Here is a 20,576-nt window from a genome sequence, read left to right as displayed (position 1 = left end):
CGCCGATGGCGGTTCCGGCTATTTCTGGCAATGCGGGCACCAGTAAAACGGGCGTGAGGACAGTGTTGTCTTTTCAATAATGCCGCCACACCGCTCGCACGCTTCGCCGTCACGATGGAAAACCTTAAAGCGAAACAGTGCGCCATGATGCTTGTTTTCATCCGCCTGACCGCGAGTCGTGTAGGACAGGCGCGGAATATCCAACAGCGCGTGAGAAAGCGCATTCAGTTGCGCCTCGTTGAGATCTTTCGCTTTATGCTGTCCGGTTAACCCTACCTGCCAGAGGATTTCAACGCGCAGATAATTCCCCAATCCCGCCAGAAAGGCCTGATCCAGCAACAGCCCAGAAAATTGTCGGTTGCGAAAACGCGGCGACAGCAATCGAGCTTTAACCTCTTCCGGAGTGAGACGCGCGTCCAGCACATCCGGACCGACTCGCTGTAAAAAGGGGTGCGTCGTGAGCTGCTCTGCTGTCAGCATTTCGATATCAGACGCGCTATAAAGCAGAATAGTTTTATCCGCCGTTTGTAGCCTGACGCGCAATATACGCGTGGTCTGCGGTATTTCACCAGTATCGATCACCCGCCATACGCCATAGAGTTGGTTGTGGCTGTAGAGCGTCAGGCCATTTGAAAAGTGGGTCAATAACGCTTTTCCCCGCGTCTCTATCCGGGTAACAAGTTGACCGGTAAGCTGCGATTCATACGGTTTTAACTGTGCAAAGGCAAACCAGACATCGGTTAAGGGTTTGCCTTTGATTGCCGCCTCCAGATTATCCGCCGCACGACGAATTTCCGGGCCTTCAGGCATGATAATATCCTTTGTTAACAGTTGATTAATGGACTACACCGCCTCTGACTATCTGGAATGCACATCGAACGCCATAATGAACATCCACAGCGGATGGACAAACAGGCGGTGGTATCCAGTGATAATAACATTATCGCAGCACGAGACCACTTCCCCGTCAGGGTTAACATGATCGCGCCAGGGCATAATCGACTCAGCCCTTGTCGGGCGAGCGCCCAATAATGATTGTCTGCCTACCGGAATTAAATGACGCTTAGTTATATTTTGCCCAAAATTTTTTTCTGTTGATCCTTTTAAAGCCTTCTTTCCAATAACTGGCATTCAACTCTTTGATATAATTTTCTCCGGGAAAAAGTTTATCCTTTAAAGGCAGTTTCTTGGCTAGCACGATTCTTTCTGCGTTAGATCCCGCGGACTCTGAATGTGTGAGGGAAGATAAGGCGTCCAGTTGAGCGCTTGAGGGTCTGGCTATCAATTCAAAAAAAGGTTCTGACAATACAACACTACTAAGTGCTGCATAATTTCCTTTTTGTATGAGCGGTTTGACGTACTCAAAAAAAGAAATAATCCCTGATTGCAAACTTGCTGCTTTTTTTAAATACTCAATTTCAGAACCACTGCTATCTTCACGTACAGGAATTATTCCATTATCCGTTTTTTTATAGCCAATTGTTGACCCAGTATTGTCAGCCATAGCGAACTCCATTATTTCCACCCCTCCTGATAAGAAAAGATCACACTTATCGTGGGGATGGCCATAGTTGGTTAGCCAACCAAACATCTTATTATAAATAGATCGGTTATCATTGGCGCCAGCAAAAGTTGCCAAATAAAACCCATGTATTTGTTTTTCTGCCCATTGCGCACCTAAAGAACGAGCAAATACTGATTGAATATTACCCATCCATCCTACATCGATAAGTGCTATATTTTTATAACCTTCACAGGCCGTTTTAAAGTAATCAGCGTAAACTTCCCTGTGCTGAGTATTTTTTAATAAAATATATGGAAATAATTTATTTATAAGCCAGTGAACCTTATGTTCCTCTCCTGAAACAGGAATATACTCCTCGTCAGGAAAACCAACATGATGTATATCTGAAATATGCTCACTCGCATCTAACCCCGCGATAGCAAGTATCTTTTTAATACTTTTCTTATTCTTACCACCAAAAAGATGCCAAATCCTGTGCATCGGCCAATCAGTCATCCCCACCATATAAGCTGATGCGCGGGATATATATAAATATTCACATTTTACATGTTCTTCTGAAAAGTATTCATTATAAATTTTATAGATTAAGTGAGCATCGCGTGCTAAAAAAAGCGCTTTATCAATTTTATGAATCTTTAACTGATTCGCTAACCAGGATACATAACCTAATAATAACGGACCAAATACTTTAAATCCTATCTCGTTTAAAGGATCATTTTGATGGAAAGCAGAAACTTGTTTAAGTAATAAAGTCTTACAAATAGATTCACCAATAATATCTTTAGCTTTCCAATGATTAGATATCCCATGATTATACTCTGACCAATCAGCATGGAGAGTATTTATGCCGAGTTTTTTAGCATTCAGAATATCAGCATGAACATTGTCGCCAACATGTATCCACGATGCAATATCTACATTTTCATTTTTCTTGACTATTGAAAATAATTTACCACTATTTTTAGAGTACCGCTCTTCGCCAGATGAATAAACTGGAATGTTACTGATATCATAGCCACATGATGTTAACAACTCCTTTAATATTGCTGATGGAAGGTACATATCACTAATTAAAATGACTTTGCAACCATCACTAATAGCCTTTTCAAACAAACAGCTTCCACGCGCATTTTTATATAAAACAATCTTCTCCATTTGTATTTCCAGATCGATTATCTTTTTTACTGTCGCTGGTGAAAGCTGCGGATGCTTTTTTAAAATTTCATCGTATATTTCAGATATGAGTATTTCCGGCTCGCCGCCAAAACGCCTGACCCTATTCTCTCTGGCACTTACTTCCGCCTGAACTCTTATCTCTGGGAAATTATCAACAATACCAATGTCGTACGCTGATATAAAAAAGTTCTCAGTTGCTAAAGTTGATTGCATTAATGAAAACAAATCTCTGGGACGGTAAATCCTCCGGCTAACCAATGTATCAAAGATATCAAAGCTTACGGTCTTGTATTTTTTAAAGTTCATATCCATATTTTATTTAATCTTATTTTCAATATAAGAAATTTTATGAAAAAGACTATTGTTAGCAATATTTGAAAGTAACACATTGAGCAATGATGAGTCATCAATACTTCTCATCATTTTATTTTCTGCAATTTTGCATTCTATATCAAATAACTCATTGTTAATTACGGTATAATTGCCAAATTCAAAGTCATCATTTTCTCTGAAATGATAAAATGCCAGTGCTTCAGGTAAGATCCAAACATCATTTTCTGCCAGGTAATGAATAAAAAAAGGCCAGAAAAATGCAGGAGAGGATAATTTATGACTTTCAATCACATCGATAACAGAATTTTTATCGAATAAACACGAGGAAAGTGGAATAGAATTCCTGTAATAAATAACATCAAAACTAACAGGGCCAGCATTTAAATAGTGGTTCCATGGTTGCGTTGAATTTATAATTATTCTATTATTTTCCGCAATCTCAGCAACTTTATTTGTATGGCATGCTATTGCATTTACAGATGAATACGTTGACTGTATATTCGCCAAAACACTGAGTAGCCTTGACACATATTCAGGGGCCCAGGAATCGTCATCATCCATAAAGCATAAATAATTAGATTCAGACATCTTAATAGCATTAAAGATACAGTTTTCGTCGTAGATAACACTATATATATTTGACAGTTCTTTCAGATAAAAATCATCCACATTGTGACATTTCAATTCTTCCTCCATGCAGAAAATGATGATATTTATTTTTTTGAACGTCTGGTCATTAATGGATTGCAAGGCCCGCATTAATAGACGAGTACGCCCAGGTTTATGTCGGACAATAACTAAAAGACTCTTTTCCATATTCTGATTTCGTGTTTTACGGTATATATAAAAATTAACACCCTATGAATGAATGCTGACATTGGGTAAGGATTATAATGTTTTATTAGACTGACACCAGATAAGGTGTAGCAACAGAACCATACCTAAGATTATCATAGTCATATAATTAAAAAATCGGTATAATTCTCATCAACACCACTTACATCATGTTTAATATTTATCTTCAGATTTTTTATTGAATTTTTTATACCAAAAGAGCTTTGAGGTAAGATAGGGCAAACTATTTTTCATCTCTTTTTTTGCAGATTTAAACCGATAAAAATTTTTGACTGCCGTAAACAAACCATTAATAATAACTTTAAAAAACTCCATTTTTGAGTGAGTAAGTTTTAATAATTTGCCATTTTCTATATTTAAATGATAGATAGTAATTCTCCGGAATGAAAACTTAGTAGGGTGATAATGACGATAATCAACCACGATTGGTTTTTTAATTAAAAAGAAAGCTGGAATTAAGTGTCCATTAAGGGTTATGCATCTAAAAAATTTGTAGATGGCTTTTTCTTTACCAGAACATGGGTAATCAACACAACCATTAACAATATCAATACCTTCTACATTGAATTTTTCATTATGAGTTATTGCATTAATTCTTTTTCTTATCTCCAGAAGATCTACATTATCTTCCCAAAACTCCCGTCCAGAAAGACAATCGTTATATGACATAATCATTGCTCTGGCAAGTTCATAGCGGCATGAAAAACTCGCAAGAAAGACTTCCCGCACAAAGAAAATACTTAACAGTAGTGCAGCAAACTTTCTTTTACTAATTAATGCAGGTACAGCAACAGTCCTGAAGTTCAAATAGCTATTTAGAACCGATATTTTTCTTTCAAAATCCATTTGCCACGAAGCCACACCATTAAGTGTGACAATATTATGTTTTTTATGCATATATCCAAATAGCAGGTCATCACCACGAACAAAGAAAGGAAATGAGTAATATTCAATAGCGTTAATATTAAAGGCAAAAAACCACCATCCACCGTAGCCTATTTTTCTTTCATTATCAAAAGTATCTAAAGAATCTATTTCCCGAGCATCCAGATAATGTTTATCCGGGTAATGTAAAAAATCTCTATGCCATATGGCACCAGATTCATGTATGATTGCCGGGTTATCTTCAAAAAGCATACAGCCAGTAACAACTGTATTTTTGTCTTTAGCCATCAGTAAAAAAGCATGAGTTCGACAAATCGATTCAATTTCACATGAGCCGTCGTCATCCATAAATATGACATGTTTGATATCGTTGATTTTCCCTGCCTCTATCAAACCTCTCATAAACCCGCCTGACCCACCGAGGTTTTCATTATTGATAACCATAATGCCGTTTCCTGACGGGTGATTAATCGCCTCACCATTATTAACGACAATCAATTTAAAACGATCTTTAAATTCGCTCTGGGTTAAGAGTGTTTTATTAATTCTATTGATTGTTTTAGTAACAGCTTCTTTTCTATTATAAGTTGTTATAACTAAAGCCATAGATGATTTACTAACATGATCTTTAGTCAGAAATTCAAATCCATTTAAAACAGAGTCTTCGTCTGATTGCCACTCCACATAGATATATCCAAAATTTATTTTTGATATATCAATTTCAATCTCATCACTAATATTACATGACGAGTTAAAATCAATTTGCTTTAATACTCTAATGACACCATTCTCTTTATGCCTTACAGTTATAGTTCCGCGACCAATTATATTAACCCGCAAAAAAAGTGATGTTAAGGTTGTATATTTTTTCCATTTCTTAATTGAGAATGCATTAAAAAAAGTATCAAAATATGCAACCTTATGACGCGGAACAAGTAAGTTACGTGAGGTATAGTTATACTTCCCGCCCTGAGTTCTGAAATAAAGCTGCTCTTCCGTGCATAGATCAATGTTTGGTAAAATTACTTTTTGAAGTAAAAAATACATAACGAACCTATAAATTTATATTATCTGGGGTAACGCTATTATAAAATAGTAAATTACTCACCGCGTAGTGATATAAATACTGCAATAAGAATATTAAAATCCGCCTTTGCTAACTATCTCACCGTGCTCAAGCCTGATGAACTTATTACATACAGATTTAGCCAGTTCATCATCGTGAGTGGCCATTACCATAATGCCCGCTTTAGAGATAAAGCTATTTAATCTCATCTCTGCTTTTCTTTTAAAATCACTATCACCCACGCTCATCCATTCATCCATCAGTAAAATTTCAGGATTAATTGCAGTAGAAATAGAAAAACCAAGCCTCAGAACCATACCACTAGAATACGTTCTAACGGGGATTTTAATAAAATCACCTAACTCGCTGAACTCGATGACATCTTCTGTAATATTTTTTATTTCATTTTTTGACAGACCGAGAAATAGTCCCCTCAGTTTTATATTTTCCAGGCCTGTAAGCTCACCATCCATTCCCATCATGGGATCAATGAGGCTGGTGACTCGACCGATACATTCATACTTCCCTGAAGTTGGTTTATAGGCCCCTGCAAGTACTCTCAGAAGAGTGGTTTTGCCCGAACCATTGTGTCCGATAAGCGCAAGACGGTTACCTTCGGTAAGCGTAAAATCAATTTTTTTTAATGCCTCTACTTCAATAATCCCGGTATTCGATGAGCCAATTCGTCCACCTGAAGCAGCCTGTAGAAATGTTTTTTTAAATGAACGGTGGCTGGAGTTAAATATAGGGAGTATTACGCCAACGTTTTTGCAAGAGATTTTCATTAATTATAACCAGTATACGATTCTTGAGCGATATTTAGTCAACACTAAGGTTGAGACCATCAACATAATAATAGAGGTTATTATTGTGTAAAACCATATAGTTACATCTGGTACAGTTCCCATTAATGGTTTCCTGAGCATCTCCATAAAGTAATAAAAAATATTATAATCAACAAATTCCTTTCTTCCCTTTGGTAATTGTTCCGATGTCCAAATGATGGGAGTTATAAAAAAACACAACGTTACCACACTTTGAACAACCGGTCCCATATCACGATATCTTGTGCAAAAAATGGCGAGAATCATACCTGTAGAAATTAATGAGATGGATGTTATTACAATTGCAGGTATAAAAAGGAGAATATCAAGATTTACCGATGTATTGGTAAAAAAAATCACGAAAGGTATAATGATAAAATTATGCAACATAATCATAAACTGCCGATAGAAAACACGTAATATATATAAATATAGCGGAAGGTCAGATTGTTTAATAATTGATGCGGACTCATTAAATATTCCGCATGACTCATTAATAGTTGCTGATAGAAAGGCCCAAAAGATCATACCTAAAGTAAGATGCATGATAAAATTTTCGGAACCAGAACTGAACAGCGAACCGTAAAGAGGTCCCATCGCTGATATGGTGACCCCCATCGAAATCGTTATCCAAAAAGGCCCTAACACCGATCGCCGGTATCGTCCCAGGACATCATTCCAACCTAGCGAAATCCAAAGTTGGTGCCTGGCCAGAGCTTCTTTCAAATCATTCATTGTTTCCGTGTCACCTTTACCTGAAGAACTTATTCTTTAACGATATGAAAATATAACTTATTTATTTTCTATAATATTTATATACTATTTATCTAAACACTGACCTACTTCATAAGCACTTTATGGTGTTAGCAACCAATAGTGTCTTTATAAATTTGCAATGTCTTATTAATGACTAATATGCTGGAAAACAATTCCTTTACACGTTTTCTTCCATTCGCCCCCATCTCTAAGCGAATCTGTGGATTTTTTAACAAATACTCTAATTCTACCGCTAACTCCTGAGCTGAATTACTTTTCACGATCAACCCATTATAGTTATGAATAATTAAGCTATCACATCCGCCGGTATCATAAGCAATACATGCACGTCCTACAGATGATGCCTCTAATAAAAGCCGTGGTACTCCTTCCGGATAAATAGATGGTAATGCAACGATATTCGATTTCTGAATAAGCTCATATACATTCGAAGAGCGTCCCAGCCAGTTAATTAGCCCTTCATTATGCCAGTGATGAATGAGCTCCAAAGGGATAGCATCTTTATCGTCCTCGGCCAATATACCTGCAACATTTAAAACAAAATGAATATTTTTTTGTCTGAGGATCTTTTTTGCTTCAATGAGATCGCCAAGACCTTTACTCCATAACATTCGGCTTGCAAAAAGGACTATCGGTATCTCATGTTTTTTCTCTATAGAGAATTTATAAATATCCGGGTTAATTCCAGCACCTTCGATAACGATAGTTTTATGATAATCAACACCTACTAAACGCGATATTTTTCGTCGATCTTTATCATGTTCAAAAATAAAAACACCACGCTTATTACCGGCAATATATTTGTAAACCAAAACGGTTAACGCACGCAATATTCTCATTGGCACGGTATTATATAAAAAGATTCGACCAAGTCCGACAAAGCTGATAACAACTGGACTATTACTTCTCCTGGCGCTAACCCCACCAATCAGGCAAGGTTTGAGCGTAATACAATGCAATAAGTCAGGATTAATCTCTTTAATAATTTTCCGAGCGTTAAGGAATGCTCTAAAAAAAACAAACATATTAAATGACTGAGCAACAAGAGACACATTGTGACAAATAAAACCAAGCGTTTTGAATTTTTTTATAATCTCTTCACCAATAAAATGACTTATGATATGAATTTCATAACCCGCATCCCTTGCCGCTATCGCACGTTCTGTCCAATGTAAATCAAAGTACCAGTCTGAATTTACAAAATAACATAACCTTTTCATCTCTTCGTCCTGCTAATGATATTTCCCACTAATACCTTTAAGTCCATGAAGTATTCCCTGCCAGATAAAATATAGATAACGAAATTTCTTACGCTGCCATGGTAATATGGCGAGATATTTAGAGAGGCGTAATACTATAGAAAGAACACTGAATATCCTGGGAACGGGTAAAAGTTTTCTCAGCAGCAACAAATTTCTACAAAGATAATATACTTTCCATTCGGGGCAGATACACCTTCCATGAATAGAGATATCATGAATAAATTTAATTTCTGGGGAGTAACGAATTTTCTGCCCGGACAATACTAGCTTATAACCAAAGAAAAAATCATCATAATAAAGGAAAAGTTCATCATGGATATCGTTAAGATGGTTATTCAATACCTTTCGATCAATAATCATACCAACGAATGACACAGTTTGAACATCAGTAACCTGAGTTCTTACTGGAGAAAACCTCTCTGGGCGTATGACATAATAAATAGTCTCAAACACCGTAGATGGAACCCTGATGAAAGGCAAATTCATCCGACAAGACCGTCCATAGGTGTCCTGAACTCGCGACGCAAATATACGGTATCTTGAGGTATCTAATAACGAGAAATGCTTTAAAATATTAATTTCCGGGTAAGCATCATCATCATAGAAAAATACCCAATCGGCATTACTATATGAGCATATATATTGACTACCTACTTTAAATCCGCCAGCACCACCAAGATTATCTTTAAGATTAAGTATCGTGATGCCAGGTTCACTTAATGAAGAAAGCCATTCCCTGGTACCGTCGCTTGAGCCATTATTAACGATAACAATAGAGGAAAAACCCGCCTTAACAGTCTCTCGCACACTTTTTTTTAATTTCTCAAGACGGTTAAAAGTTACGATTAGCGCTGTACACTTCATCAAACGGTAACTGTAAAAGCTGGCATTTCTTTTTGTTCATATAGCGACGTTAAGTACACGTCCGCCGTCTGTAATGCTTCAGCTATCGTGATGTCCATATCGAGATAACGATAAGTGCCAAGACGACCAATGAAAGTAATATTTTTTTCTTTTTTAGCCCGCGACAGATATTTATTCAGTAAATCCATTTTATCTGCCCTGCGAACAGGATAGTAGGGTATATCACCAGCTTCACATTCCCGACTATATTCTTGATAACATATTGAAGCTTCATGTCTCTCCCACGGAGAAAAATATTTGTGCTCAGTAATCCGAGTATAAGGAGTATCTATTGAACAATAATTCATTACTGCGCATCCTTGATAATCACTCTGGCAAATTATTTTTTTAAAGTCTAATGTACGATATTCCAGTCGGCCATATTGACAGGAGTAAAAGGCATCCAGCGCGCCACTGAAAAAAACATGATCATAATCTGTCCGCATTTCCTGAGTGAAGGAGCGACATAGTTCAACAGCGATATGTTCGTGTTCGACAATGGACTTGACCATTTGTGTATAACCAAATTTTGGTATTCCCTGAAACTTATGATTGAAATAGTTATCATCATAATTAAAGCGAACAGGGATACGTTTCAATACAGAAGCGGGTAACGCGGAAGGATGAAGCCCCCATTGTTTAATGGTATAACCTTTAAAAAAGGCTTCATATAAATCTTCGCCAATGAAACGCAAGGCCTGTTGCTCAAAATTTTGTGGTTCCAGAATGGTGCTATCACATTTTTGAAGCAGTAATTTCCTGGCGTCATCAGGTGAGCAGGCGACACCAAAAAATTGATTGATGGTATGAAGATTGATAGGTAGAGAAAATACCTGACCATTTACTGTGGCCTTAACCTTATTGATATAAGGCATCATCTCAGCGTATTTATTTACATAATTCCATACAGTTTCATTATCAGTATGAAAAATATGAGGACCATAAACGTGCACCATAATACCCGTGTGCTCATCTCGGGCATCATAAGCGTTACCACCGATATGCGAACGTTGATCAATAATATTGACTACATGTCCCTGCTCGGCTAACTGGCGTGCTATTACTGCGCCTGAAAGGCCCGCACCTACAATTAGTATCTTTTTACGTTGCATTATTTTCGTCACTCTGTTCGCAGACACAGATAATATTAGATAGTTTATCCAGAACCATTTTCATTTATATCAGAAGGGTAAAGTGAAATTTACTCAACGCATCCAGATAATTCCACGCTACCGCCACAGCGCGTAAACCCTCGCACTGATTACAGATTCATTAATGTCACACGTTATGCGGTATTTCCGGACAACGATGATTGCCATATTTATTTTGTGAAGATAACTCATTCAGAACGCAACATTATGGGTCTGAATACCGCGCGGCATGATGTAAATATGCTGTCAGCATAAATCCGGTGCGTTACCGGCCCCAGTTTTTACCAACCCACTCTGTTGACTGATGTCCGGGCCGACGTCCGGTATCCTTATTCTTACCGCATCAGATAGCGGTACTCCTGTCGGGATATCCCAGCGTTGTTTCAGCGTCTGCTCCGCGAGCCAGACCTGCCTCACGCCGGTTCCCAGCATACGGGCCGTCATTTCCGGGCTACAGCCTGACAACAGTAATCCCAGCACCCGCCGTCCCTGTTTTGGCAGACGCTCTGACAGTAACCTGACCAGCGTGCGGCTGTTTATCTCCATCACCAGCTCCGGCACGCTCAACGCGCTTTTCATCTCCTCCTCGTAAGGCGATGTCTGTAGTGATGACCATATGGCAAGCTCAGCCATTCTGGCCAGAACCCTTACCGACATGGCGCGTTTAATCAGCCTCAGATGGCGGAAGTAACCTTCCACGCTGACGTCAACCGGTAAAAACGCGTTACTGCTGCAAAAAACCACTGTCCGCGGATAACGCTGAAAAACCTGTTGCCACAGCAGAAGCTGGGTTGATGGCCGTCCGGCGGATATCACCATCGCGCCGGGCCACCGACGCAACCGATCCAGCAGCCCTTCTGGTGTCCTGAGACGAACGCAGTCCTCCACGCAAAGGCCACCGGTATCCGGAAACTGCGCAGGATTTTCGCCTGACTGACAAAACATAATCAGCCGGAGAGGCGGCAGTACTCTGGTTAACGTCTGCATATCAGTACGTCAGAACCTGATACAGGCTGAACAACGCTGCGACGGTGGAGACCGCCAGCAGGAGCAAAAATATTTTCGCCCCCATACTGTACCGGTACTTACTGGTGCCCCCCCTTCCGGTGGATATTTCCGCATATTCTTGCGTCATCAGATTGTTCTCCTCTGGCCATTGCCGACCCGGCACTGCGCCAGCAACGGCAGCTTCGTGTTGTGGAAACAACATGTCCGCACCCTTTCGTGGACCGGGAGCCATTCCATGTCTGTATGAAAAATGACGTCTGGCCCTATCTAAACACAGCACTCTGACACCCTGTCCGGTTCTGCTTTTCGGCTGCACAGGCCGTCAGTCCCCCTGGTAGTAAATGCTCCTGCCGCAGGGTAATTCTGCCCTGTGCGGAGTACAAAATGACAAATAGAAAACACAGTAATCTATTGATTTATATGTTGATTATGTAAATCAGCTTTCCCTGAACAGATTTCTCTGTGATTTAACAATATGATTCAAAAAGTAAAATAAAGGATTTAATTCTTTGATATGATAATTAATCAGCATTAAATATTATTTAATACGTTTTTTTAACACTTAAAATTAACATTTTGTGCAGGCAGGACAAAAATGGATACAGCATAGTGCTGGTTGGACCAGGTGAATTTTCCCTTAGTTTTTTTATTGTTATATGGATAACTCCTTAATAAGCAAGAGATTACGATTGCATGACTCTTGTGTGGAAGGGGTAAATCTGAGAGGATGATGAAAGCGCGAAGCGGACTTAACTTTTTGAATCAGAACGTACGGTTATACTCGACGTTTTTTTCGCCATATTCCATGAAAACGCCCGGCGTTACTTGCGGTGTATCTTACGGTGTGCTGGATATTCCTGTGCCCCAGATAGTCCTGTATGAGTCGTGTATCAATCCCTTTATCAGCAAGGGCGTAGCCGCAGGCATGTCGCAGCATATGAGGATGTGGCGCTATCGTTAATTCGGCCAACCGCCCTGCCTCACGAAGTATGTAAAAAAATTGTTGCCTGCTGAGCGGATGCCGTCGTAGCGACAGGAACAGCCAGTCTCCGTCAGCCCCTTTCTCAAGATACTTCCTGGCCCTGAGCCAGCTTTTCAGTACGTTATACTCATCGGGAAGGAGGGGGTGACACGTTGAAAAGCCATTTTTGAGGCGCCGGATATAAAGCTGTCTTCCTGCAAGATCAATATCCGACAAGCGCAGCCCCAGCAGCTCACTGGCCCGGAAGCCGTGAATAAACGCCATCAGGATTAAGCAGCGGTTTCTTTCCGGGAAGGGCATTCTGTCGGTCGCTGACAGCAGTTTTTCAATCTCTTCTTGCGTAAGATATTTTCTTTTCACAAAACAAATCCATCATAACAAAATGAGTAATATACTAAAAAATCACTGATCAGATGAGTTTAATTTTCGCTAAAAAAGTTGCTATGCGTAAACAGCTTAAAATCCATATAGCTGGCAATCTGGCACGCTATCCATGACGTGATAGTGAAACAGCGAATCAATCTGGCTTCAATCTCCTGATAAGTCGTCATGATGAGGAATATAAATGCTAAAAATGAGGCTATCGTGAGGTAAATCAATCAGAAAGGGGTAATAAAGAGTCAGGTAGTTTACCCGCCCCGGAGGTTTGATTAGATGGCGATAGCTAACAATATCATAATGATTTTCAAAAACTCTGCTGCTAACAGCAATAAGCTCATCATACTGGCTATTACAGCATCACTTGGTTATTTTTAAAATAATATATTATAAGGGGATTTATATAGTATTGAATAAATCCCTCTTCCTGACATTAAGAGAACAGAACACGATAATTTTTAGCAGCCGTAATATAATAGCTTCAATCGTCTGGCTCTCAGGCTATAACGTGTATATTACGCGCATTGAACGCGGCGCGTAGCCTGCGTGCGAATGCAAGCGCATACTCGCCGTCGCCATGAATGCACACCGTTTGCGCCGTGACAGTCGTCCACACGCCAGTAACGCTTTTCACTCTCCCGGCTTGTACCATATCCAGCGTTTGCGCCAGCGCCTGCTCTTCGTCGTGAATCAGCGCGCCAGGTTGCATGCGCGGCACCAGGCTACCGTCGGCCTGATAGCCGCGATCGGCAAACACCTCCTGCCGCGTCACCAGGCGATGGCGCTCACCGGCCCGGATCAGCTCACTTCCCGCCAGTCCAACCAGTATCAGTGACGGATCATAGTCGTGTACCGCTTTCGCAATCGCCTGTGCCAGATGAGGATCTTTCGCCGCCTGGTTATAGAGCATACCGTGCGGTTTGACATGGCGCATCACGCCGCCTTGCGCCTGGACAATCGCCCCCAGCGCGCCGATTTGGTACAGCGTCTGGGCGTATACCGTTTCCGGCGGCAAAACCATCGCCGTCCGCCCAAAATTATCCCGATCCGGAAAGCTGGGATGCGCGCCGATCGCCACGCCGTTTTTCAGCGCCTCGCGCACACAGGTCAGCATGGTTTGCGCATCACCGGCGTGAAAACCACAGGCGATATTGGCGGAGGAGACCAGCGTTAATAATTCGCTGTCGCTGGCGCAACCTTCGCCCAAATCCGCATTTAAATCAATGTTCATGCTGAAGTCGCCAGGTAAGCTGTTCCAGATAGCGCTGACGCTCGCGGCGCGCGTTGAGCGCCTCTTCCAGCGAACATTGCACAAAATGGATCGGTTGCCCTAGCGGGATCTGCGCCAGATGGTACATATCTGCCTCGATGATGCAGGCAATGCGCGGATAGCCGCCAGTTGTCTGGGCATCATTCATTAGCACAATAGGTTGGCCGTTGTAAGGCACCTGCACGACACCGGGCAGCAAACCGTGCGACAGCAGTTCGCGATCCGTTGTCCGCGTTAACGATTGTCCCTGCAAACGATAGCCCATGCGATTACTTTGCGGACTGAGCTGCCATGGCGAACGCCAGAACGCTTCTTGCGAGGCGCGATCGAATTCACGGTATTCCGGCCCCGGCAGCGCACGGATGCGATTCCCCCACAGTAACTGCTTCACGCCCTGCGGCCCGCTAAACTGTCGCGATGGTTTACCCGTCGCCAACCGATCGCCATCTTTTAGCAGCCGTCCTTCCAGCCCACCGATACCGGACTTCAGATCGGTACTACACGATCCCATCACCTCCGGCACAGCAATACCGCCAGCCACCGCCAGATAGCTACGCATCCCGTGAAGCGGTCGATGCAGCGTAAGACGTTGACCCGCTTTTACCGGCAATCGCCAGCCTGTCCAGACCGGTTGATCATCCAACTGCGCTTCGCAGCCTGCGCCGGTAAGAGCGAACCAGGTCTCATTTTCAAATTCGACAACCAGTTGACCGAGAGTGATTTCCAGCGCTGGGGCATTCGCATCGTTCCCGACCAGGAGATTAGCGGTCTGAAAGGCGGGTTTATCCAGCGCACCGCAGTGACTCAGCCCCGACTGACGAAAGCCGTGACGCCCGCTATCCTGCACGGAGGTATAAATCCCCGCGCGAATAATATTCAGCATATTCCCTCCTTTTGCGGCACAAAGCGTACGCTATCGCCAGGGCGTAGCAGAACCGGAGGCTCCCGCATCGGATCGAATAACTTCAACGGCGTGAGGCCGATCAGCTGCCAGCCGCCCGGCGTGGATAATGGATAAATACCCGTCTGCGCGCCGCCGATGCCGACAGAACCGGCCGGAACCTGCAGGCGCGGCTCCGCACGTCTGGGCATATGGAGCGGTTCTGGTAAATTCCCAAGATAGGGAAAGCCAGGCTGAAAGCCTAAAAACCAGACGACATACTCAACGGAGGCATGTAGCTCCACGACCTGCTTTTCACTCAAACCGCTGTGCCGTGCCACCGCCGCCAGATCCGGCCCGCCTGCGCCGCCATAGATCACCGGGATCTCAACCGAACGCGAGTCCGGCTCCAGCGCCTCGCTCTCTTCCCACCAGCGCTGCAGACGCTCAATCGCATCCAGCGCCAGGGTTTGCGGTTCCCGCAAGATCACGGTGATATTGTTCATCCCGGGAATGGCTTCCACCACGTTCGGCATATCGACCAGACGCTGCGTCAGACGCCAGATGCGTTTCTGGCTCGCCAGCGTAATCGGCGGTTCAAGTTCCAGGACGACCGCCGTTTCGCCTAACAGATAACAACGCGCTCGCTGCACTTTATTACCTCTCAGTTATGCCGGGTTAGGGATATCAATAAACGTCACATCCAACGCCGTGTTTTCGTTCAACCATTCGCTCAGGGCGCGAATACCGCCGCGTTCAGTGGCATGGTGCCCGGCGGCATAAAAATGCAGCCCCTGTTCGCGCGCGGAATGAATGGTCTGTTCGGACACCTCGCCGGTAATAAAAGCATCCACGCCGAAGCGGGCGGCGCTATCAATAAAACTTTGCCCGCCGCCGGTACACCAGGCGACACGCTGCACATTCTCTGGCCCGGTATCGCCGCACCATAGCGGTTTACGCCCCAGACGCGCTTCAATCCATGAGGCCAGTTCCAGCCCTGGCACCGGCATTGAGAGCTCTCCCCACGGCACCAGCGGCTCAATTTCTCCTTTCACGGTAATGCCCAATAGCGCCGCCAACTGCGCATTGTTGCCCAGCTCAGGGTGCGCATCCAGCGGCAGATGCCAACCGTAAAGGTTAATATCATTTGCCAGTAACGTTTTTAAGCGACGGCGTTTCATGCCGCGAATAACCGGAGACTCGCCTTTCCAGAAGTAACCATGATGAACAATGACCGCATCGGCCTGCAAACGCACCGCCTCATCGAGCAGCGCCTGACTTGCGGTCACGCCGGTAACGATTTTCTGTACCGTCTCTTTTCCTTCGACCTGTAAACCATTCGGCGCATAATCGCTTATTGCCGCACTGTTCAGCTTGTCGTTAATCAGTTGTTCCAGCTCGGTGTTTTTCATCATCGCTCCCTTTAACCCACGTTCTACTTTCCCGTTACGGGTTCAGTCTCCGTTAACATAGCCTCCCGTTAGCCGTTCGTCGATAAACATTTGTTTGACACATCAAGAAACAATCACCCCCGGGTTTGGCGCAAATTACTTAGCAAAACACGATCGGTTTCATGTATATTTATGCAATCAGAACGCATATTGCAGAAAAAATCAGTTCTGTATCATGTTGGTAACTTTAAGGAAACACGGCGATACGGCAGGCTTAATAAGCCCACAAAGAAAGGCATTATCTGAGAATGCCGCGTTCTTGCCGCAGCGTCTCTATCCCGGAAATACGATGAATAAACAAGCATCTCAACCCCGCGCTATTTACTACGTTGTCGCCCTGCAAATTTGGGAGTACTTCAGCTTTTATGGTATGCGCGCCCTACTGATTCTTTATCTCACCAATCAGCTAAAATACGACGATAACCACGCCTATGAGTTATTCAGCGCTTATTGTTCGCTGGTCTACGTAACGCCAATTCTTGGCGGCTATCTGGCGGATAAGGTGCTTGGCAACCGAATGGCAGTCATGCTGGGCGCATTTTTAATGGCTATAGGTCATTTAGTGCTGGGCGCCAGTGAGATCGCGCCGACATTCCTTTATCTGTCGCTGGCGATCATTGTCTGCGGCTACGGCCTGTTTAAATCGAATATTAGCTGCCTGCTGGGCGAACTGTACCAGCCGGAAGATCCGCGCCGCGACGGCGGGTTCTCGCTGCTTTACGCAGCGGGTAATATTGGTTCGATCGTGGCGCCTATCGCCTGCGGCTATGTGCAAGAGGAGTACAGTTGGGCGATGGGCTTTGCGCTCGCCGCCATTGGTATGCTGGCAGGGTTAGTGATCTTCCTGTGTGGAAATCGTCATTTCACCCACACTACCGGCGTGAATAAAGCCGTGTTGTGCGCCAGAAACTACCTGCTGCCGAACTGGGGCTGGCTGTTAATTCTGCTGGTAGCGGCGCCGTTGCTGATTACCGTTCTGTTCTGGAAAGAATGGTCAGTCTATGCCTTAATCGTGGCGACCGCGATCGGCCTGGTCGTGCTGGCAAAAATTTATCGTCAGGCGCAAACGACAAAACAACGCAAAGAACTGGGGCTGATTGTCACCCTGACCCTGTTCAGTATGCTGTTCTGGGCGTTTGCCCAGCAGGGCGGTAGCTCTATCAGCCTGTATATCGACCGCTTTGTGAACCGCAATATTCTGGGCTATTCCGTTCCTACCGCCATGTTCCAGTCGGTGAACGCCTTTGCCGTGATGCTGTGTGGGGTCGTCCTGGCCTGGCTGGTTAAAGAGAGCGTAAGCGGTAATCGCACCGTGCGTATCTGGGGCAAATTCGCGCTGGGTCTCGGTCTGATGAGCGCCGGATTCTGTATTCTGACCCTGAGCGCACGCTGGTCCGCCGCTTACGGACACTCTTCAATGCCGCTAATGGTGCTGGGACTGGCGGTGATGGGCTTTGCCGAGCTGTTTATCGACCCGGTCGCCATGTCGCAAATTACGCGCATTGACATCCCCGGCGTCACCGGCGTATTAACCGGAATTTATATGCTGCTGTCCGGCGCGATAGCTAACTATCTGGCAGGCGTCATCGCTGACCAGACCTCGCAAAGCGCCTTCGACGCCAGCGGCGCGGTTAATTACGCCATCAACGCCTATGTGGATGTTTTTGAACAGATCACCTGGGGCGCGTTAGCCTGCGTAGGGGTTGTCCTGCTGATTTGGCTGTATCAGTCCTTCAAATTCAAAAGCCGCGCGCTGGCCGTCGAATCCTGATAGCAGAAGGCCCGGTAGTTTGCGCTACCGGGCCTGTATCACGCCCCTTTTCTCGCCGCCTCATAGGCGGAAAGCGTCGCGATTCTCGCCTGTTTGTGTTCCACAATGGGCCGAGGATAATCAAGTACGACTCCCGCTTTTTCCGCCCACCACCACGGCTCGTGAATCGCTTTTCCAGGGATATCGCGTAATGCCGGTAGCCACTGGCGGATAAATTCGCCGTCGCGATCGAACCTCTCTCCCTGAGTCGTGGGATTAAAAATACGAAAATAAGGCGCGGCATCGGTACCGGTTGAAGCGGCCCACTGCCAGCCGCCATTATTGGCGGCAAGATCGCCGTCAATAAGCTGCGACATGAAATAGCGCTCCCCCAACCGCCAGTCAATCAGCAGATCTTTTACCAGAAAGCTGGCGGTAATCATGCGTAAACGGTTATGCATCCAGCCCGTCGCGTTAAGCTGGCGCATCGCCGCATCGACAATGGGATAACCGGTTTCGCCTTTCTGCCATGCCTGAAAATAGTGTGAGTTCTCCTGCCACGCGACGCGTTTTGTCCAGCGGATAAACGGCTGGTGTTTGCATAATGCCGGATACCAGGTCATTAAATGACGGTAAAATTCCCGCCAGATGAGCTCATTCAACCAGACGCTTCCCGGTCCGCCGTCCAGCGCCTGCGGCTGCTCCGCCAGTAATCGGTGCAGGCACTGTCGCGGCGACAGGCCACCCGTCGCCAGGCTGGCGGAAAGCCGACTGGTGCCGTCGACCGCAGGGAAATCCCGCCGTGACTCATACCCGTCTGCGCCCTGCGCGCAAAACTGACGTAGCTGCGCGATGACCGCGTTTTCTTCCACCGGGAAAAGCGCGGCGTCAAACGCCTGTTGCGGGTAGTTAAGCGAGACTGGCGTTAAGGGTGTAGAAAGCGCGCCGCTCACCCGGATCTTCGGGGCCGGAACGCATGGCGGAATATCCTCTTTTAGCCGTTTCAACCAGGCGTTTTTAAACGGCGTAAAAACTTTATACATTTCATGATTGCCGGTCATCACCGCGCCGGGCGCCAGAATCACGCTATCGTCAAAGCCTTCGCAGATGACAGAGGGCAGCGTTTTTTCCACCGCCGCATCACGCTGACGCTCGTTAAACTCATACTGATAGTTATAAAACAGATGGCTGACGTCATGCTGTCGGCAAACGTTTTTGACCGTTTCAATACTGGCGTTAAAATCCGCCACTTCATGAAACAGCAGCGGAATGCCTTTCTCTGCAAGGGCCGCCTGTAGCGCATTGAGCTGCGCGCTGATGAATGCCGCCTGCCGCGGCGCCATATCATGGGCCTGCCACTGCGCGGGGGTGGAAATATAAAGCGCCAGCACCCGCGCGGATGCATCGCGGCAGGCGGCGGCCAGCGCAAGGTTATCCTGTAAACGCAGATCGCGCCTGAACCAGACTAAATGGGTGGGCATACAACTCCTGAAAGATAAAACGTCACGGCGAATAGCGTTAAACAGTGTAGACCCTGGCGCATAAAAAAACCGCCAGCGTGGCGGCTGACGGTTTTTTCAGGCTGGTCGCGATTAATAAAAGTCGCAGGTGGCTTTTTCAGCCTGCGCCATCCATACCGGTTTATCACTGGTTTTCGACCAGACACGGTGCAGATAACTATAAAAACGCGCGCGGTCTTTCCAGAAGAGCATCACCGGCAACGCCAGCACGCCTGCGGTCACCGCGAAAGCACGACGGGCAAAAATGACATGCGCCGGATAGTCTTTATAGTGTTCCATACGTTTCCCCCCTTTATACCGACGCTATCCGCCCCGGTATAGATTGAATCGGTGAATAGCACCGAAAAATTGAACCTCGTTACCTGATTAAAATAGTACCGTTTTCGGTGTAATTTTACTACTCATCCGACCACCTATTTTCACGCTTTTCCAGCAGATTTACATTCAAAGTGTAAATTAGTTACGAAAAGGTTAAATTAATACTAATCATTAGTTAAATAATGGTCTTTGCCATTTTTATACTTTTTTTACACTCCGCCCGCCAATTTTTGCGAAATCTTTGCAGCCAAAAAATTACCTT

General features: G+C 44.5%; 21 protein-coding genes. 1 reads left to right on the top strand and 20 read right to left on the bottom strand.

Annotated features, from left to right (window positions below):
- Nucleotides 1–18: 18 nt before the first annotated feature.
- The 18 genes from nei to ybgI all read right to left on the bottom strand — a co-directional run bounded on the left by nei (nt 19) and on the right by ybgI (nt 16,687).
- Nucleotides 19–810 carry an endonuclease VIII gene (gene nei / locus NA986_RS12730; RefSeq protein ID WP_001113967.1) on the bottom strand — a complete coding sequence of 264 codons (792 nt, stop codon included), beginning with the start codon at nt 808–810 and terminating at the stop codon, nt 19–21.
- A 48-nt stretch (nt 811–858) separates the two neighbouring features.
- Nucleotides 859–996 (bottom strand): hypothetical protein, encoded by a 138-nt coding sequence (locus tag NA986_RS12725; RefSeq protein ID WP_001145917.1) that lies wholly within the window; start codon nt 994–996, stop codon nt 859–861.
- 67 nt (nt 997–1,063) lie between these two features.
- On the bottom strand, nt 1,064–2,959 hold the full coding sequence (locus tag NA986_RS12720; RefSeq protein ID WP_077957193.1) for an HAD family hydrolase: 1,896 nt from the start codon (nt 2,957–2,959) through the stop codon (nt 1,064–1,066).
- A 57-nt stretch (nt 2,960–3,016) separates the two neighbouring features.
- Nucleotides 3,017–3,850, bottom strand: coding sequence for a glycosyltransferase family A protein (locus NA986_RS12715; protein ID WP_001800477.1), 834 nt, complete (start codon nt 3,848–3,850; stop codon nt 3,017–3,019).
- Between the two features lie 192 nt (nt 3,851–4,042).
- Nucleotides 4,043–5,821 carry a glycosyltransferase gene (locus NA986_RS12710; protein WP_023216726.1) on the bottom strand — a complete coding sequence of 593 codons (1,779 nt, stop codon included), beginning with the start codon at nt 5,819–5,821 and terminating at the stop codon, nt 4,043–4,045.
- A 93-nt stretch (nt 5,822–5,914) separates the two neighbouring features.
- Nucleotides 5,915–6,625, bottom strand: coding sequence for an ABC transporter ATP-binding protein (locus NA986_RS12705; protein WP_000702849.1), 711 nt, complete (start codon nt 6,623–6,625; stop codon nt 5,915–5,917).
- A gap of 3 nt (nt 6,626–6,628) precedes the next feature.
- Nucleotides 6,629–7,399: an ABC transporter permease gene (locus NA986_RS12700; protein ID WP_000998823.1), complete on the bottom strand. Its 771-nt coding sequence runs from the start codon at nt 7,397–7,399 to the stop codon at nt 6,629–6,631.
- Between the two features lie 128 nt (nt 7,400–7,527).
- Nucleotides 7,528–8,661: a glycosyltransferase family 4 protein gene (locus NA986_RS12695; protein WP_023216680.1), complete on the bottom strand. Its 1,134-nt coding sequence runs from the start codon at nt 8,659–8,661 to the stop codon at nt 7,528–7,530.
- A 12-nt stretch (nt 8,662–8,673) separates the two neighbouring features.
- Nucleotides 8,674–9,570 carry a glycosyltransferase gene (locus NA986_RS12690; protein WP_000973919.1) on the bottom strand — a complete coding sequence of 299 codons (897 nt, stop codon included), beginning with the start codon at nt 9,568–9,570 and terminating at the stop codon, nt 8,674–8,676.
- Nucleotides 9,567–10,718, bottom strand: a complete 1,152-nt coding sequence (glf, locus tag NA986_RS12685) for a UDP-galactopyranose mutase (protein WP_198889124.1) — start codon at nt 10,716–10,718, stop codon at nt 9,567–9,569. Before glf ends, NA986_RS12690 begins: the two co-directional genes overlap by 4 nt.
- Nucleotides 10,719–11,003: 285 nt before the next feature.
- Nucleotides 11,004–11,744 carry a hypothetical protein gene (locus NA986_RS12680; RefSeq protein ID WP_001194237.1) on the bottom strand — a complete coding sequence of 247 codons (741 nt, stop codon included), beginning with the start codon at nt 11,742–11,744 and terminating at the stop codon, nt 11,004–11,006.
- A 1-nt stretch (nt 11,745) separates the two neighbouring features.
- Complete coding sequence (locus NA986_RS12675; protein ID WP_077957181.1) at nt 11,746–12,081, bottom strand: hypothetical protein; 336 nt, start codon at nt 12,079–12,081, stop codon at nt 11,746–11,748.
- A 459-nt stretch (nt 12,082–12,540) separates the two neighbouring features.
- Nucleotides 12,541–13,107: a tyrosine-type DNA invertase gene (locus tag NA986_RS12670; RefSeq protein ID WP_000824704.1), complete on the bottom strand. Its 567-nt coding sequence runs from the start codon at nt 13,105–13,107 to the stop codon at nt 12,541–12,543.
- A gap of 59 nt (nt 13,108–13,166) precedes the next feature.
- A complete protein-coding gene (locus NA986_RS12665) occupies nt 13,167–13,298 on the bottom strand; it encodes a hypothetical protein (RefSeq protein ID WP_001521652.1) in 132 nt (43 codons plus the stop codon).
- Between the two features lie 323 nt (nt 13,299–13,621).
- Nucleotides 13,622–14,356, bottom strand: a complete 735-nt coding sequence (pxpA, locus tag NA986_RS12660; RefSeq protein ID WP_001017909.1) for a 5-oxoprolinase subunit PxpA — start codon at nt 14,354–14,356, stop codon at nt 13,622–13,624.
- Nucleotides 14,346–15,278 (bottom strand): 5-oxoprolinase subunit PxpC, encoded by a 933-nt coding sequence (pxpC, locus tag NA986_RS12655; RefSeq protein ID WP_000932044.1) that lies wholly within the window; start codon nt 15,276–15,278, stop codon nt 14,346–14,348. The genes pxpA and pxpC overlap by 11 nt, the downstream gene beginning before the upstream one ends.
- Nucleotides 15,272–15,928 carry a 5-oxoprolinase subunit PxpB gene (gene pxpB, locus NA986_RS12650; protein ID WP_001188371.1) on the bottom strand — a complete coding sequence of 219 codons (657 nt, stop codon included), beginning with the start codon at nt 15,926–15,928 and terminating at the stop codon, nt 15,272–15,274. Before pxpB ends, pxpC begins: the two co-directional genes overlap by 7 nt.
- 15 nt (nt 15,929–15,943) lie before the next feature.
- Nucleotides 15,944–16,687 carry a radiation resistance protein YbgI gene (ybgI, locus tag NA986_RS12645; protein WP_000798844.1) on the bottom strand — a complete coding sequence of 248 codons (744 nt, stop codon included), beginning with the start codon at nt 16,685–16,687 and terminating at the stop codon, nt 15,944–15,946.
- A 328-nt stretch (nt 16,688–17,015) separates the two neighbouring features.
- Here ybgI and NA986_RS12640 point away from each other — a divergent pair, with 328 nt between their 5' ends.
- Nucleotides 17,016–18,497, top strand: a complete 1,482-nt coding sequence (locus tag NA986_RS12640) for an MFS transporter (RefSeq protein WP_070793910.1) — start codon at nt 17,016–17,018, stop codon at nt 18,495–18,497.
- Between the two features lie 38 nt (nt 18,498–18,535).
- Here the strand turns inward: NA986_RS12640 and phrB are convergent, their stop codons facing one another.
- Together phrB and NA986_RS12630 are read right to left on the bottom strand one after the other, a co-directional pair.
- Complete coding sequence (gene phrB, locus NA986_RS12635) at nt 18,536–19,957, bottom strand: deoxyribodipyrimidine photo-lyase (RefSeq protein WP_023216685.1); 1,422 nt, start codon at nt 19,955–19,957, stop codon at nt 18,536–18,538.
- A 111-nt stretch (nt 19,958–20,068) separates the two neighbouring features.
- Nucleotides 20,069–20,275, bottom strand: coding sequence for a YbfA family protein (locus NA986_RS12630; protein ID WP_000401435.1), 207 nt, complete (start codon nt 20,273–20,275; stop codon nt 20,069–20,071).
- Between the last annotated feature and the right edge of the window lie 301 nt (nt 20,276–20,576).

The organism is Salmonella sp. NW177, assembly GCF_051811585.1.
Classification (GTDB): domain Bacteria; phylum Pseudomonadota; class Gammaproteobacteria; order Enterobacterales; family Enterobacteriaceae; genus Salmonella; species Salmonella enterica.
Note: the sequence above shows the minus strand (reverse complement) of the source record. Positions and strands in the feature narration are given on the sequence as shown.